This window comes from Winslowiella toletana (genome assembly GCF_032164335.1).
GTDB classification, from domain to species: Bacteria; Pseudomonadota; Gammaproteobacteria; order Enterobacterales; family Enterobacteriaceae; genus Erwinia; species Erwinia toletana_A.
On the sequence record NZ_CP134152.1, the window covers coordinates 1,274,084 to 1,289,457 of the forward strand.

Consider the following 15,374-nt stretch of genomic DNA (forward strand, 5'->3'; position numbering starts at 1 on the left):
GTTTAATTCGCGCTTAGTAGAGCAGCGAATAGAGCTGGCGGCGATATTTCGCTGCCAGTGCATCACCGGTACCGAGCGCCGCCAGAATCTCCTGCAGCATTTTGCGCACCTGGCCGTCTGCGGCATTCATGTCTTTTTTCAGATGCACGAACAGCAGCTCCAGCGCCTCTTCATTACGGCCAACCTGGTGCAGTTGCAGCGCGAGTTTCGCCGCCAGTTCAGCATTTTCCGGCTCGGCTTCCAGCTGCTGTTGTAACTGCTGAATTTCCGGGGTGTCCGCGGCCTGTTTCAGCAGATCGATTTGCGCCATCAGCCCCTGATAACGGGTGTCCTGATCCTGTAATGGCACCACTTTCAGTACCGCTTCGGCTTCATCGCTGCGGCTCAGGGCGATCAGAACTTCGGCCAGCAGAAAGCCAATCTCACTCGACTGATTGCTCAGCTGCCAGGCATCTTTCAGCAGCGGCAGCGCGTCGATCATTTTGCCTTCCTGCATCAGCAGCAGCGCTTCCTGTGCTTTCAGCTCTTCTTCACGCGGCAACACTTTTTCCAACAGCGCACGCACCGCTTCTTCCGGCTGTGGCCCCTGGAAACCGTCGACGGGCTGACCATTCTGGAACAGGTAGACGGTCGGAATCGAGCGCAGACCGAACTGGGCAGCAACCGCCTGCTCCGCATCGCAATCCAGCTTCGCCAGAATAAACTGACCAGCATACTGCTGCGCGAGGCGTTCCAGCAGTGGAGTCAGCTCCAGACAGTGCTGGCTGCGTTCAGACCAGAAGTAAAACAGCACCGGAATGGAAGCTGACTGCTCCAGCGTCTGATGCAGGTTAGATTCATTGATGTTAATAATCGAAGCTTGTGGTGACATGAATTCGTCTCTTTTGCTGATGACTTTGTAACAATATTGGGGCGTTACGCCTCGCTTCAAGCGAAATTGTTGTTGCAGTGCTAGTTACTGCGCAAAATGCGATCCAGCATCCAGCCCGGCAGCAAACGACGGATAACGGTCATTGCCCAGGCCACCAGGGTGACCGGATAGCGCAATTTAGGATGCTTACTCTCTAAAGCATGGTGCAATTTCGGCAGAATTGCTGCTGGCGGCAGCGTAAAACGGGCCGCAATCGACGGATTTTTTACCGGACTATCCTGCTGAGTTTGATTAACGTTATCAGTAAAGCGGGTGTGAATAGGCCCTGGCTCAATCAGGCTGACGCGTACCCCGGTGCCGTGCAGCTCCATGCGAAGCGCATCAGACCAGGCTTCAAGCGCATATTTACTGGCAGCATAGGCACCGCGGCGCGGCGTCGACAGCAATCCCAGCACTGAGCTGGTATTAATAATTCGTCCACCGCCATTCGCCAGCAGCGCTGGCAGCAGTAGCATCGTCAGCTGATGCAGGCCAAAGAAGTTGGTCGAAAACTGCTGTTCCAGCTGCTGGCGCGACAACGTATGCAGCGCGCCATAAACGCCGTAACCCCCATTATTAAACAGCGCATACAGCTGATTGCCGCTAAGCTCAATCACCTGCTGCGCGGCCTGCCCGACGCTATAGGCATCATCAAGGTCCAGTTCAATGCCGGTAAATCCCAACTGATTCATGCGCGCCACATCGTCCGCTTTGCGACAGGCGGCAAACACCTGATAGCCTCGACGCTGTAAATCTTCGGCGGCGACCAGGCCAATACCACTGGAACAACCGGTAATTAAAATGCTTTTTTTCATAACTTTACCTGTCAGCGATCACAGTTTTCTTTCACTCGTGCTTAACTAGAGGTGACAGTTGTCTGGCCATCAGATCAGCAATAAAGGGCTGCGCATCGGGAGCGGGATGAATACCATCCTGCTGCATCCACTCAGGTTTCAGATAAACCTGCTCCATAAAAAAGGGGATTAATGGAATGTTGAACTCCTGCGCCAGCTTCGGGTAAATCCCGCTGAATGCCTCGTTGTAGCGGCGACCATAGTTCGCGGGCAAACGGATTTGCATTAACAGCGGCTGGGCATCTGCCGCCTTGATTTCGGTAATGATTTTACGCAGATCCTGTTCGATATTTTGCGGCGGGAAACCGCGTAAACCATCGTTACCGCCCAGTTCGATCAGCACCCACTGCGGTTGATGTTGTTTCAGCAGGGCGGGCAAACGGCTCAGACCCTGAGTGGCGGTATCACCACTGATACTACCGTTAATCACGGTGGGCTTTTCTTGCCATTTATCGTTAAGCAGCGCAGGCCATGCCGCGCTGGCCGACATGCGATATCCGGCGCTTAAACTGTCGCCGAGAATCAGCAGGGTATCTGCCGACGCCACGCGCGAAATGAGTAGCAATAATAACAGGAACGGGTAATGCCAGCGGAAAACATTCTTGAAGTTCATCGTCTTAGTAAGTCCGTCGGTCAGGGTGATCATCAGTTAACCATCCTTACCGGAGTTGAGCTGGTTGTCAAACCGGCTGAGACTATCGCCCTGATTGGCGAGTCGGGATCGGGTAAATCTACGCTGTTGGGTATTCTTGCCGGGCTTGATGACGGCAGTGAAGGGGAAGTGTTTCTTTGCGGCGAGCCGTTACATCAGCATAACGAAGAGCAGCGTGCGGCTTTGCGGGCAAAACATGTTGGCTTTGTTTTTCAGTCGTTTATGTTGGTGCCAACGCTAAATGCGTTGGAAAACGTGCAGCTTCCGGCCCTGCTGCGCGGCGACAGTGAGAGTCAGAGTCGCGAGCAGGCCAGCGCTTTGCTGGCTCAACTGGGGCTGGCAGAACGTCTGAGTCATCTTCCCGCCCAGCTGTCCGGCGGTGAGCAGCAGCGCGTGGCGCTGGCGCGCGCCTTCAATGGTCGCCCTGATTTGCTGTTCGCCGATGAACCGACCGGCAATCTTGATCGTAAAACCGGTGACCGCATCGCCGATCTGTTGTTTTCTCTTAATCGTGATTTTGCCACCACCCTGATTCTGGTAACCCATGATGAGCAACTGGCGGCGCGCTGTGACCGCCGACTGCGGCTGCGCGACGGTAAATTGTGGGAGGAAGCATGATTTGGCGCTGGTTCTGGCGTGAATGGCGTTCGCCATCGCTGCTGATTGTCTGGCTGGCGCTGACGCTGGCTGTCGCCTGCGTGCTGGCGCTGGGTTCACTCAGCGACCGAATGGAGAAAGGGCTGAATCAACAAAGCCGCGATTTTATGGCGGGCGACCGCACCTTAAGCAGCTCGAATCCGGTATCGCCAGAATGGTTGCAGCAGGCGCGCAGTGACGGCTTGCAGATCAGCAGCCAACTGAGTTTTATGACCATGACCTTCGCCGAAAATACGCCGCAGCTGGCCTCGGTGAAAGCGGTCGATGATGTTTATCCGATGTTTGGTCAGCTGACCACGGAACCGGCAAACCTTAAACCGCAGCCGGGTACGGTGCTGGCCGCGCCACGTTTGCTGGCGCTGCTTAATCTGAAAACCGGCGATATGCTGGACGTTGGTGATACCTCACTGCGTATCGCGGGCGAGGTGATTCAGGAGCCGGATTCCGGTTTTAATCCTTTTCAGACTGCCCCACGGCTGATGATGAACCTGGCGGATGTGGAAAAAACCGGCGCGGTTCAGCCGGGTAGCCGGCTAACCTGGCGTTATAAGTTTGCCGGTACGCCGGAGCAGCTCAGCCGCTACGATCGCTGGATTGAGCCGCAGCTGAAAGCCGATCAGCGCTGGATGAGCGTGGACAATTCCGATGATGCGCTTGGCCGCTCGCTGCAACGCGCTCAGCAATTTCTGCTGCTTTCCGCATTACTGACTCTGATACTGGCGATTTCAGCGGTGGCGGTGGCAATGAGCCATTATTGCCGCAGTCGCTATGATTTAGTCGCCGTATTAAAGACCCTGGGGGCCAATCGTGCGGCGCTGCGCAAGCTGATTATCGGCCAGTGGCTGGCGGTATTACTGCTGGCGGCGGTGGTGGGTAGCGCGCTGGGGCTGGGATTTGAAGCATTGCTGTTACAAATGCTGAAGCCGGTGCTGCCGGCGGCACTACCACCTTCCGGCATCTGGCCATGGCTGTGGGCAATTGGCTCGCTGTTTGTTATCTCGTTGCTGGTTGGGCTGCGGCCCTATCGCCTGCTGCTGGCAACTCAGCCGCTGCGGGTGCTGCGTCGTGATGCGATTGCCGACGTCTGGCCGCTGAAGTTTTATCTGCCGGTTATGGCTCTGGTAGTGATTGGCTTACTGGCGTTGCTGGTAGGCGGCAGCATCCTGTTATGGGCGCTGATCGCCGGTATTGCATTGCTGGCGCTATTGCTGGGTGCGGTGGGCTGGGGCGGTTTATTGCTGTTACGTAAACTGTCGGTGCGTAATCTGGCATTCCGCCTCGCAATCAATCGCCTGTTGCGCCAGCCGCTGACCACTCTGAGCCAGCTGGCGGCGTTTTCGCTGTCGTTTATGCTGCTGGCGCTGCTACTGGTGATGCGTGGTGATTTGCTTGATCGCTGGCAGCAGCAACTGCCGCCGGACAGTCCAAATTACTATCTGCTGAATATCGCCACTGAACAGGTACCGCAGGTGAAAACCTTCCTGCAACAGCAGCAGATTAAAACGGAAAACTTTTATCCGATCGCGCGCGTGCGGCTGACTGAGACTAATAATACGCCGGTCGATCCGGCTGAAGACAATACCTATAACCGTGAAATTAACCTGACGTGGCTTGAACAGTTGCCGGATAACAGCCCGCTGGTAGCGGGAAGCTGGCCGCCGAAACAAGGTGAGGTGTCAATGGCGGAAGAGTTGACGGAGCGGCTGGGCCTGAAGCTGGGCGATACGCTGACCTTTACCGGAGATACGCAGTCGTTTAGCGCAAAAATTACCAGCCTGCGTTCAATTGACCGTGAAAGCCTGCGCCCCTTCTTCTTCTTTATTTTCCCGCCGGGAGCGCTTGACCAGCAGCCACAAACCTGGCTGACCAGCTTCCATATGGACAGCGATCCGACCATGCTGGCGCAGCTCAATCGCCAGTTCCCGACGCTCAGCCTGCTGGATATTGGCAGCATTTTGCGTCAGGTCGGGCAGGTGCTGACGCAGGTCAGCCGTGCGCTGGAAATTATGGTAGTGCTGGTTACCGCTTGTGGTGTGCTGCTGTTACTGGCACAAATTCAGGTCGGTATGCGCCAGCGGCGACAGGAGCTGGTAGTGTATCGCACACTGGGAGCCAGTAAAAAACTGCTGCGCGGCACCTTGTGGAGTGAGTTTGCCGTGCTGGGCGCGGTGTCCGGGATTGCCGCCGCAATCGGCGCTGAAGCCGCGCTGTGGGGTTTGCAACGTAAGGTATTTGATTTCCCGTGGCAGCCTGACTATATGCTTTGGGGTGTGTTGCCGCTGGCCGGCGCGCTGCTGCTGTCGGTGTGTGGTGGCTGGCTGGGTATTCGCTTACTGAAAGGGAAGGCGTTATTCAGAAGTTATGAGTCTGCGTAAAGCTCATTTAGTCGAAAGGGAGCCGTTTTCGGCTCCCTTACCGTTACAGTTTTGCGATAGCCCACTCAATACCGCTGGCATATTCCGGCGGTAACATCGGCACCAGCGCGTTTAATGCGTTGATTAACGTACTACCCTCAACGTCATTCAGATTGAGATGACCGACTTTACGTCCGGCACGCACTTCTTTCTCATACCAGTGCAGATTAACTAACGGCTGCTGTAACCACTGCAAATTAATCTCGGTGCCAATCAGATTAACCATCACCGACGGTGAGCTGACTACCGGTTTCGGCATTGGCAAATCAAGAATTGCTCGCAGATGCAGTTCAAACTGGCTGATCGATGCGCCGTTTTGCGTCCAGTGACCACTGTTGTGCACGCGCGGGGCCAGTTCATTGATTAACAGACCTTCCGGCACCACAAAACACTCCATCGCCATCACGCCGACATAGTGCAGCTTATGCATAATGGCAGACAGCATCTGCTCCGCCTGCTGTTGCAGTGCGGCATCCGGCTCAGGCAACGCCACGCTGGTGCGCAGAATGCCATCCTGATGCAGGTTATGGGTCAACGGATAAAATACCGTCTCGCCATTAGGGTTGCGCGCCCCCACCAGAGAGACTTCGCCACTGAAGTTAATGCCCTGTTCGACGATGCACTCACCGTAACACTCTGGCGGCAACTGCTGGATTTGATCGGCACGCAAACGCCACTGTCCGCGCCCGTCATAGCCGCCGGTGCGACGTTTAACGATCGCCAGTTCACCCAGCGTTGAAAACACCTGCGGCCATTGATCGTCTGACGCCAACAGCTGCCACGGGGCGGTCGCGAGGCCAAGCTGATCGAGAAGCTGTTTTTGCGTCAGGCGATCGGCCAGTATAGGAAAAATATCGCGGTTTACAAACGCCGGGTGTTTCGCCAGTTCACGGGTCAGCGCAGTTTCCGGCCAGCGTTCAATCTCGGCAGTAATCACGCTTTGCTGAATGGGCAGCGCTTCCGGCTCGGCGTCCAGCCCCACCGGATACACCGCGATGCCCAATGGCTCGCCAGCCTGACGCAGCATGCGCCCAAGCTGACCATTACCTAATACGCAAACCGGCTTCATGCATTACCCCGTGGATCAGGATTGTTAAGCACTTCATCGGTCTGACTCTGACGCCAGTCGGCCAGACGCGCCGCCAGTTCGCTATCGTGGATTGCCAGAATCTGCGCCGCCAGCAGCGCGGCATTGGCGGCACCGGCTTTACCAATCGCCAGCGTACCGACCGGAATACCACGCGGCATCTGCACGATGGAGTAGAGGCTATCAACACCGCTGAGGGCCGCGCTCTGTACCGGTACACCCAGCACCGGAACCAGCGTTTTCGCTGCCAGCATGCCTGGCAAATGGGCCGCGCCACCGGCACCGGCAATAATGACCTGATAGCCATTTCCCGCTGCGTTTTCAGCGAAGCTAAACAGTTTATCCGGGGTGCGATGGGCTGAGACCACTTCAACGTCGAAAGGAACCGCAAGGGTGGTAAGAATCTCTGCGGTAAACTCCATGGTTGCCCAGTCACTTTTTGAACCCATAACAATGGCAATGCGGGCTGGGGCGGCGTTGGATGACATGCGAGTCTGACTCCTGTGATTGTACAAACTTCACCCGTGTAATTTTTAACAGCCGGGTGGGAAGGGCAGAGAGAATACCATGACTCGACAGCGAGGAAAACGGTTGCGTAGCCGCCTGGCGCGGCAAAATTCGGCTTATTAAGGCGAGATCAGAAGGGGAAAGCGCTCAGCGTCACGGCGTCAGCATCGACCTGAATCATCGAGCCTTGCTGGTGCCAGGCACCCAGCACCACGCGTTCTGCTGGCTGACCATTAATTTGTAAGGCGTGTACCGCAGGCCGGTGGGTATGCCCGTGAATCATCCACTGCGCCTGGTGGCGCTGGAAAGCATCCGTTACCGCGTGTTGATTAACATCCATAATGGCTGCGGATTTGCCGCGATTGGCATTTTTACTGTTGGCGCGCATATTGGCGGCGATGCGCTGGCGGATAAACAGCGGCAGCGCGAGGAACAGCTTTTGTAGCCAGCGCTGATGCACCTTGCGGCGAAAACGCTGATAGCCTTGATCGTCGGTGCAGAGGGTGTCGCCATGCAGAATCAGTACGCGTTTACCATACAGTTCCAGCAGCTGCTCTTCCGGCAGCAGAATCATGCCGCTGGCGTGGGCAAAGCGATGGCCCAGCAGAAAATCACGATTACCGTGAATAAAGTAGCAGGGCACGCCCTGTTGCTTCAGCGCCATCAGCGCCGCCGCGACCTCGGCATGCAGTGGATTAGGGTCGTCATCGCCAATCCAGGCTTCGAACAGATCGCCAAGAATATACAGCGCATCGGCATGCGGTGCCTCGCGCTGTAAAAAACGCAGAAAACCGGCAGTAATTGCCGGTTCTTCTTCACACAGATGCAAATCTGCGATAAATAGCGTGCGTGACATTACTCGCTAACGGTCACTTTCTGGATCACGACGTCTTCTTTTGGCACGTCCTGATGCATACCGCTACGGCCGGTAGCAACGCCTTTGATTTTCTCAACCACGTCCATACCTTCAACTACTTCAGCAAATACGCAATAACCCCAACCCTGCAGGTTCTCACCGCTGAAGTTCAGGAAGTCGTTGTCTGCAACGTTGATAAAGAACTGGGCAGTGGCGGAGTGTGGGGCAGAAGTACGCGCCATTGCCAGCGTGCCTTTGGTGTTTTTCAGGCCGTTATTAGCTTCGTTGCGGATTTCTTCTTTCGTTGCTTTCTGCTTCATGCCTGGCTCAAAGCCGCCGCCCTGAACCATAAAGCCGTTGATTACACGGTGGAAAATGGTGTTGTCGTAGAAACCTTCACGACAGTAATCCAGGAAGTTCTTCACGGTGGCTGGGGCTTTATCGTCGAAAGTTTTGATAACGATGTCGCCATGATTGGTCTGGAAAGTAACCATAATCTCGTCCTGTTAAAGGTGGGAGTTTTAAACGACTGCGCTCACGGCAGGGTAGTAAAAATGCCGGGCCAGTTTTGACAGACGCTTCTTATATCACAAATTGTGATGACGCGTCAGCATGGCGACATCAGCCGAGTTGCTGCCATGTTCTTGCATTGCAGCGCGCTTACGTTAACAATACGTCAAAATAAGCCTTTATATACCCGGGTGATTGCCGTTGTTGCTGCCGCGCCAGCTACCCGGGAAATAATCAGTTTGTTAACCCGCACACGTCATACGGAATGTCTCAATGCTAAAGATTTACAACACCCTGAGTCGTCAAAAAGAGGAATTTAAACCTATTCATGCTGGCAAGATCGGCATGTACGTGTGCGGAATTACCGTTTATGACCTCTGTCATATTGGCCACGGTCGTACTTTTGTGGCGTTTGACGTCGTTTCGCGTTATCTGCGTTATTGCGGCTATCAGCTGAATTACGTGCGCAATATCACTGATATTGATGACAAAATTATCAAGCGTGCCAATGAAAATGGCGAAAGCGTTGAAACGCTGACCAATCGCATGATCGCCGAAATGCATGCCGATTTCGCCGCGCTGAATATTCTGCCGCCGGATCTCGAGCCGCGTGCCACCCGTCATATCGGCGAAATTATCGAGCTGGTGGCGAAGCTGATTGAGCGTGAACATGCTTATGTTGCCAGCAATGGTGACGTGATGTTCTCGGTGGAAAGTGATGCCGATTACGGCAAACTTTCGCGACAGGATCTGGAGCAATTACAGGCGGGCGCACGTGTTGAAGTGGCTGCTGACGTGAAGCGCAACCCGATGGATTTCGTGCTGTGGAAAATGTCGAAAGCCGGTGAACCGAGCTGGTCGTCACCGTGGGGTGAAGGGCGTCCGGGCTGGCATATCGAATGTTCAGCGATGAACTGCAAACAGCTTGGTGAGCATTTTGATATTCATGGCGGCGGTTCCGACCTGATGTTCCCGCACCATGAAAATGAAATTGCCCAGTCAACCTGCGCACATGACGGCCCTTATGTTAATTACTGGATGCACTCCGGCATGGTCATGGTTGACCGCGAGAAGATGTCAAAATCGCTGGATAATTTCTTTACCGTGCGTGACGTGCTGGCGCATTACGATGCGGAAACCGTGCGTTACTTCCTGATGTCCGGCCACTATCGCAGCCAGCTCAACTACGGTGAAGATAACCTTAAGCAGGCGCGTGCCGCGCTGGAGCGTCTGTACACCGCGTTGCGCAATACCGACACGAGTGCAGTAGCTGCCGGTGGTGAAGCCTTTGAAGCGCGTTTCCGCGAGGCGATGGACGATGATTTCAACACGCCAGAAGCCTACTCGGTACTGTTCGATATGGCGCGAGAGGTTAACCGCCTGAAAAGCGAAGATATCGGCGCAGCCAACGGTCTGGCGGCGAAACTGCGTCAGTTAGCGGGTGTGCTGGGCCTGCTGGCGCAGGATCCGGAGCAGTTCCTGCAAAGCGGTGCACAGAGTAACGACGCGGAAGTGGCGGAGATTGAAGCGCTGATCAAAATGCGTTTTGATGCGCGCCAGGCAAAAGACTGGGCGCAAGCGGATATTGCCCGCGATAAGCTGAACGAGCTGGGCATTATTCTGGAGGATGGCCCGCAGGGAACCAGCTGGCGTCGTAAGTAAATAAGCTTTAGCTTAACGGGAAGATGAAGATATTGTCAGTAAAAGGATGTTTAACCAACATGGAGTTTGGATACGACCAGGCCTCTTTTTTTTAAAAGCTTGAGCAGCTTCCAGAATGATTTACAATCCTGCGAATCCTTATCCTGATGACAGCCAGGCTAAACGTACTTTTCAGGATAAGTCATCAAACGGCAGCCAGGGCTGCCGTTAATCACTGGCTTCAGGCCGTTACCGTCACCTGATTACCATCAAACTCAACAACTTGTCCGGCGACAATCTTGCAGCGTTTGCGGGTTTCAACCGCGCCATTTACGGTGACATAACCATCCGCAATCAGCGTCTTGGCCATCGCGCCGCTTTCTACCCAGCCTTCCAGCTTCAGTAAATCGCATAAATCTACATGTGGGTGCTTACCCAGAGAAAAGGTTGCCATTATTTTGCTGCTCCGTCGTGATACTCTTCGCATGCCTGCAGGGTATTCTGAATCAGGGTTGCCACCGTCATCGGGCCGACACCGCCAGGTACCGGCGTAATATAGGCTGCGCGTTCTGATGCGCTGTCAAAATCCACATCGCCGACCACTTTGCCGCTTTCCAGACGGTTAATTCCGACATCGATAACAATCGCGCCTGGCTTAATCCATTCACCTGGGATAAAGCCCGGTTTACCGACCGCGACCACCAGCAGATCGGCATGCTCAACATGGTGACGCAGATCGCGGGTAAAGCGGTGGGTGACGGTGGTGGTGCAACCGGACAGCAACAGCTCCATGCTCATCGGGCGGCCGACGATATTGGATGCGCCAACCACTACCGCGTTCAGGCCATAGGTATCGATATTATAACGCTCCAGCAGCGTTACAATGCCGCGCGGCGTGCAGGGGCGCAGCTTGGGCGCTCGCTGGCACAGACGACCAACATTATACGGATGGAACCCATCCACATCTTTATCCGGCGAAATGTGTTCCAGCACTTTGACATTATCGATGCCGGCAGGCAGCGGCAGTTGCACCAGAATACCGTCGATTTCCCTGTCGTTATTCAGCTTATCAATCAGCGCCAGTAACTCGGCTTCGCTGGTGGTGGCGGGCAGGTCGTATGAACGCGAAAGAAAACCGACTTCTTCACAAGCACGACGTTTGCTGCCGACATAAATCTGCGATGCCGGATTTTCACCGACTAACACCACTGCCAGGCCAGGTGCACGTTTTCCGTCAGCCAGACGTTGCTTAACTTTTTCAGCAACCTCAAGGCGCACCTGCTGCGCAATCGTTTTACCGTCAATAATTTTTGCTACCATCAGAGAGGAAATCCATCTGTGTTAAGTTGAAACGGGGGAATATGCCTATTCTGTCAGAAGCCAGCGCCGCTGTCAGGCACAGAATGTTCTCTGTTTGTTGATAATCCGGGCATGAGTTTTTTTTACTGAGGCGATATCATCCCGCGCCAGCCCCTTCAGCAGGTTGCCTGCCCCCGGGCTGACTGCTACTCTGACGACCCTTATTTCCCGATTCAACGCCTTTTGGCAGGATAACGCATGATCTGGCTGATGCTCGTGACTCTGGTATTGGTGTTTATTATTGGTTTCCGCGTGCTCAACTCGCAATCACGCCGGGCAACCAAAGCGCTGAGCAAACGGCTGAATCTCGACCCGGTTTACGTGGAATCGCTGGTTAGCCTGATGGGAAAACCGGCAGGGGATGAATTTGTCGATTATCTCTCTCGTGATAATGAATCCCACTTTGCCAATGCCGCCAGCGTGTTATTTATCTATCAGGTCTTTATTGTTGATGAGTCCGATGAAAGCCTGATGTTCTGGCGCGGCGTGCTGCGCAAAGCCTATCTGCCGACCACATTGAGCAGTGAGCATGTTCGCCTGGCGCTTGGCTTCCTGCGCGAGACTGAGCCCGATGCTCAGGAGATGCATGCTTTCCGCTTGCGCTACAACGCGCGTTTTGCACCCGCAGAGACGTTCACTGAAGCGGAACACGGCAATGTCTATTCTATTGATTCACGGCTGAACCGACACTGAGTAAAACTTAAATAATCTGTGATTAATAGCGCTTTCAGGCACAAATAAGGCTGTTACTGTTCATAAGTGCAGCAACAGGGCGTAGTAATAAGTAAAAACGTTGACTCATCACACGCGCACCGTATAATTCGTCGCAGTCACCATGCGCCCTTAGCTCAGTTGGATAGAGCACCGGCCTTCTAAGCCGTAGGTCACAGGTTCGAATCCTGTAGGGCGTACCATTCTTACTTCTCCCGTCGTCTACTCAAGTCCACAAAACCCCAGTCTGTAAGCCTCTTCCCGCGAATATCATTATCTCAACGTCTACTCACATCTATTGAAATCTACAGCCATGTGGGGGTACATTTGGGGGTAGATTCCTGTTCAATGAAATGAGATACCCCCAAATTGAAACTCAATGCCCGCACAGTGGACACTTCCAAGGCCAGAGATAAAGCCTACAAGCTCTCTGACGGCGGCGGTCTTTACCTTCTCGTTAACACCAATGGATCACGCTACTGGCGCTTAAAGTATCGCGTTGCGGGAAAAGAAAAGCTGCTGGCGTTGGGGGTATATCCTGATGTATCTCTGGCTGATGCCAGAACAAAGCGTGACGAAGCAAAGCGTACTTTGGCTGCTGGTGGTGATCCGGGCGAAGTTAAACAGGCAGAAAAGCAGGCTAAGATTCTGGCCGTCAGCAACAGCTTTGAGGCGCTGGCGATTGAATGGCACGAGCATAAGCGCCCTAACTGGTCACAGGGCTATGCCAGCGATATTCTGGAATACCTGCAGAAAGATGTTTTCCCGTTTATCGGTAAGCGTGCCATTGCAGAAATCAAAGCGGCAGAAATGCTGCTGGTGCTCAGAAAGATGGAGCAGCGCGGCGTTCTGGATAAGCTGAAGAAAACTCGTCAGGCTTGCCGCCAGATTTTTACCTATGCCGTTATCACTGGCAGGGCAGAGCATAACCCTGTGACCGATCTCGCCAGCGCACTCAAAGCGCCAAAGCAAAAGCATTTTCCTCATCTTCTTACCGAGCAGATTGGGGGCTTCCTTCGTGCACTTAGTGAATATACGGGCAGTAGGGTTACACAAAATGCCACCCGGCTACTGATGCTTACTGGCACGCGCACGATTGAATTGCGTGCCGCGGAATGGGCTGAATTCGATTTAGAGAAAGGAATCTGGCAAATACCTGCAGAGCGGATGAAGATGCGCCGCCCTCATGTAGTGCCGCTTTCCATCCAGGTTAAATCTCTCCTTGAAGAAATCCACCAGCTGACGGGAAGAGGGCGCTTTGTATTCCCGGGGCGCAACGATGCCGGTAAGACAATGAGCGAAGCCAGTATCAATCAGGTGATAAAACGTATCGGCTATGACGGTAAAGCTACCGGTCATGGTTTCCGGCACACCATGAGCACCATTCTGCATGAGCAGGGTTACAACACTGCCTGGATTGAAACGCAGCTGGCTCACGCCGATAAGAACAGCATTCGCGGTACCTATAACCACGCCCAATATCTGGACGGCCGCAGAGAAATGCTTCAGTGGTATGCCGACTATATGGATGCGCTGGAAAAGGGCGATAACGTGGTTCACGGTTCGTTTGGGAAACGCGCTTAACTGGATGGATAGACAGCCTCAGTAGACCACAGTAGACTGTTCTGGACATTATGTGACTTGGGGGTTGTACATGCCTGTATATGATGATCTGCCTGATCTGACCCACTGGCGAACGGTTCAAGAATTCAGCATTGAGCAAGCCGCACTCTTATGTTCTGGTATAGATCCTTATGAACGCAATTTGATAGAAGTCAGAACTGAGAACCATCCAAGATGGAAACTTGCTTGGGGTCTTTCAGATGGCATGCTTAGCGCTATACGGAGGGGGGTATTAACTCCCGTAGAATGTATTGCGATTCGGCATTATGAGGAATGGAATAGCCCAGATGAATATTATCAGGTGAAACCAACTGAAAGAGGGCACGAATTAAGTAAAGGTAAGACTATAATCACGCGCGACTCATTATTTGCATGGGTTAGGGCGGAAAAGGTTGATATAGCCAGAAAGCCATTACCAAAAACGCTTAGTCTTCCATCACGGTCACAAAATGGTTGGCGAAGTCATTCGGCAGAAGTAGTTATTGATGTGAATCCCGAAGAAGAAAAGCAAAGTGTCTTGATGCTTTCACAATATAATCATCACAGCGAAGGTTTAGAATTTGTTCAAGACGCAATAAAAGAACTTTGGTCTACTTATGACGAAGATAATCCTCAGACAGCCCCCACAAAAAACGAAGTAATTGATTATCTCACCGAAAGAGGGGCGGGTAAAAACATGGCAGATGCTGTTAACCTTGTGCTGCGCCCTTCTCACCTACAAGGGATCGGAAGAAGGTCAAAGAAATCAAAATGATAAACGGTGCCACTATTGCTAAGGAAAGGGGGTACCAATCTGATTAGCGCAAAATTTCAAGCCATTTTGGCCGCCGTTAAACTCAGAAACGGTAGGCCCCTTTATCTTTTTGCCTCGAAATAATGGTGGGCACACGAAAAAATAACACCCATCTATATTGCCTGTTTTTTTAGTGTAATTATCTCGTAAACCGCAATAGACGTTACGAGGTAAATATGTCTCAATCATTAATTCGCTTATCAGAAGTTCAGCGCCGTACTGGCTACAGCAAGGCGTGGATTTATCGCTTACTCAAAGAAGAACGTTTCCCTTCTTCCATCAAAATTGGCAGCCGTGCCATAGCTTTTATCGAAAGTGAAATTGAAGAGTGGATTAACCAGCGCATCGCTGAATCCCGTGGCGAGGTAGTCTGATGGAAAAGAAAAACCGCCCATCACAGGCGGCTAATCAGGGAGCTGACGTCTCTGATATTACGCCTGCCGCAGTCATTAAGCCAACCCCAAAGAAACACCGCGCTCGCGTTTACATGATGCGTACTGGCGTTAATGGCTTCACTGAGAACGAGATTCTCCGCTACTGCTGCTTGTCCAGCGCCCGTAATTACGCGACTGAGCTGGAAAGAAGGCTTGATATTCGCCTGGAGCGCATTGACGAGCCTAATGGTGATGGCATCGGTAGCCACTTCCGTTACCGGATCACCTGCCGCGCTGACGTGATGCGAGTGATTCAACTGGTTAATAGTAATGCCGCTGCTGGTGGATATACCGGCCTGTCTCGGCGTGAGATTAACGACATTCTTTCTCTCTACCCGGATGCGTTCAACGCCGCTTAACGGAGCC

General features: G+C 53.3%; 17 protein-coding genes and 1 tRNA gene. 9 read left to right on the plus strand and 9 right to left on the minus strand.

Going from position 1 to position 15,374, the window contains the following annotated elements; translation table 11 throughout:
- Nucleotides 1-13: 13 nt before the first annotated feature.
- The 3 genes from RIN69_RS05915 to tesA all read right to left on the minus strand — a co-directional run bounded on the left by RIN69_RS05915 (nucleotide 14) and on the right by tesA (nucleotide 2,377).
- A complete protein-coding gene (locus RIN69_RS05915; RefSeq protein WP_313856204.1) occupies nucleotides 14-871 on the minus strand; it encodes a co-chaperone YbbN in 858 nt (285 codons plus the stop codon).
- 80 nt (nucleotides 872-951) lie between these two features.
- On the minus strand, nucleotides 952-1,725 hold the full coding sequence (locus RIN69_RS05920) for an SDR family oxidoreductase (protein WP_313856205.1): 774 nt from the start codon (nucleotides 1,723-1,725) through the stop codon (nucleotides 952-954).
- Between the two features lie 31 nt (nucleotides 1,726-1,756).
- Nucleotides 1,757-2,377, minus strand: a complete 621-nt coding sequence (tesA, locus tag RIN69_RS05925; protein WP_313856206.1) for a multifunctional acyl-CoA thioesterase I/protease I/lysophospholipase L1 — start codon at nucleotides 2,375-2,377, stop codon at nucleotides 1,757-1,759.
- Between tesA and ybbA the strand changes: the two genes are divergently transcribed.
- Both ybbA and ybbP read left to right on the plus strand, forming a co-directional pair.
- Complete coding sequence (ybbA, locus tag RIN69_RS05930) at nucleotides 2,348-3,034, plus strand: putative ABC transporter ATP-binding protein YbbA (protein ID WP_313856207.1); 687 nt, start codon at nucleotides 2,348-2,350, stop codon at nucleotides 3,032-3,034. The two genes, tesA and ybbA, sit on opposite strands and share 30 nt — an antisense overlap.
- Nucleotides 3,031-5,448, plus strand: coding sequence for a putative ABC transporter permease subunit YbbP (ybbP, locus tag RIN69_RS05935; protein ID WP_313856209.1), 2,418 nt, complete (start codon nucleotides 3,031-3,033; stop codon nucleotides 5,446-5,448). Before ybbA ends, ybbP begins: the two co-directional genes overlap by 4 nt.
- A gap of 43 nt (nucleotides 5,449-5,491) precedes the next feature.
- Here the strand turns inward: ybbP and purK are convergent, their stop codons facing one another.
- The 4 genes from purK to ppiB form a co-directional block, all read right to left on the minus strand.
- Nucleotides 5,492-6,556, minus strand: a complete 1,065-nt coding sequence (gene purK, locus RIN69_RS05940) for a 5-(carboxyamino)imidazole ribonucleotide synthase (RefSeq protein WP_313856210.1) — start codon at nucleotides 6,554-6,556, stop codon at nucleotides 5,492-5,494.
- Nucleotides 6,553-7,062 (minus strand): 5-(carboxyamino)imidazole ribonucleotide mutase, encoded by a 510-nt coding sequence (gene purE / locus RIN69_RS05945; protein ID WP_313856211.1) that lies wholly within the window; start codon nucleotides 7,060-7,062, stop codon nucleotides 6,553-6,555. Before purE ends, purK begins: the two co-directional genes overlap by 4 nt.
- A gap of 149 nt (nucleotides 7,063-7,211) precedes the next feature.
- Nucleotides 7,212-7,937, minus strand: a complete 726-nt coding sequence (gene lpxH, locus RIN69_RS05950; protein WP_313856212.1) for a UDP-2,3-diacylglucosamine diphosphatase — start codon at nucleotides 7,935-7,937, stop codon at nucleotides 7,212-7,214.
- Nucleotides 7,937-8,431 (minus strand): peptidylprolyl isomerase B, encoded by a 495-nt coding sequence (gene ppiB, locus RIN69_RS05955; RefSeq protein ID WP_313856214.1) that lies wholly within the window; start codon nucleotides 8,429-8,431, stop codon nucleotides 7,937-7,939. The genes lpxH and ppiB overlap by 1 nt, the downstream gene beginning before the upstream one ends.
- Before the next feature lie 289 nt (nucleotides 8,432-8,720).
- On the opposite strand from ppiB, the gene cysS reads away from it, so the two are divergent.
- Complete coding sequence (cysS, locus tag RIN69_RS05960; protein ID WP_313856215.1) at nucleotides 8,721-10,109, plus strand: cysteine--tRNA ligase; 1,389 nt, start codon at nucleotides 8,721-8,723, stop codon at nucleotides 10,107-10,109.
- A 220-nt stretch (nucleotides 10,110-10,329) separates the two neighbouring features.
- Here cysS and ybcJ read toward each other — a convergent pair whose 3' ends face one another.
- Complete coding sequence (gene ybcJ, locus RIN69_RS05965) at nucleotides 10,330-10,542, minus strand: ribosome-associated protein YbcJ (protein ID WP_313856216.1); 213 nt, start codon at nucleotides 10,540-10,542, stop codon at nucleotides 10,330-10,332.
- The gene (gene folD / locus RIN69_RS05970; protein ID WP_313856218.1) at nucleotides 10,542-11,408 is read right to left on the minus strand and encodes a bifunctional methylenetetrahydrofolate dehydrogenase/methenyltetrahydrofolate cyclohydrolase FolD; all 867 of its coding nucleotides are present in this window, start codon (nucleotides 11,406-11,408) and stop codon (nucleotides 10,542-10,544) included. Before folD ends, ybcJ begins: the two co-directional genes overlap by 1 nt.
- A 237-nt stretch (nucleotides 11,409-11,645) precedes the next feature.
- Here folD and RIN69_RS05975 point away from each other — a divergent pair, with 237 nt between their 5' ends.
- The 6 genes from RIN69_RS05975 (at nucleotide 11,646) to RIN69_RS06000 (ending at nucleotide 15,367) form a co-directional block, all read left to right on the plus strand.
- Complete coding sequence (locus tag RIN69_RS05975; protein WP_313856219.1) at nucleotides 11,646-12,140, plus strand: DUF1198 family protein; 495 nt, start codon at nucleotides 11,646-11,648, stop codon at nucleotides 12,138-12,140.
- A 144-nt stretch (nucleotides 12,141-12,284) separates the two neighbouring features.
- Nucleotides 12,285-12,361: transfer RNA gene (locus RIN69_RS05980), tRNA-Arg, on the plus strand.
- 166 nt (nucleotides 12,362-12,527) lie between these two features.
- On the plus strand, nucleotides 12,528-13,742 hold the full coding sequence (locus RIN69_RS05985) for a tyrosine-type recombinase/integrase (protein ID WP_313856221.1): 1,215 nt from the start codon (nucleotides 12,528-12,530) through the stop codon (nucleotides 13,740-13,742).
- A 70-nt stretch (nucleotides 13,743-13,812) separates the two neighbouring features.
- Complete coding sequence (locus tag RIN69_RS05990; protein ID WP_313856223.1) at nucleotides 13,813-14,535, plus strand: hypothetical protein; 723 nt, start codon at nucleotides 13,813-13,815, stop codon at nucleotides 14,533-14,535.
- A 215-nt stretch (nucleotides 14,536-14,750) separates the two neighbouring features.
- Entirely contained in the window at nucleotides 14,751-14,948 is a 198-nt protein-coding gene (locus tag RIN69_RS05995) for a helix-turn-helix transcriptional regulator (protein ID WP_313856224.1), read from the plus strand.
- The gene (locus RIN69_RS06000; protein ID WP_313856226.1) at nucleotides 14,948-15,367 is read left to right on the plus strand and encodes a hypothetical protein; all 420 of its coding nucleotides are present in this window, start codon (nucleotides 14,948-14,950) and stop codon (nucleotides 15,365-15,367) included. The genes RIN69_RS05995 and RIN69_RS06000 overlap by 1 nt, the downstream gene beginning before the upstream one ends.
- Nucleotides 15,368-15,374: the final 7 nt, after the last annotated feature.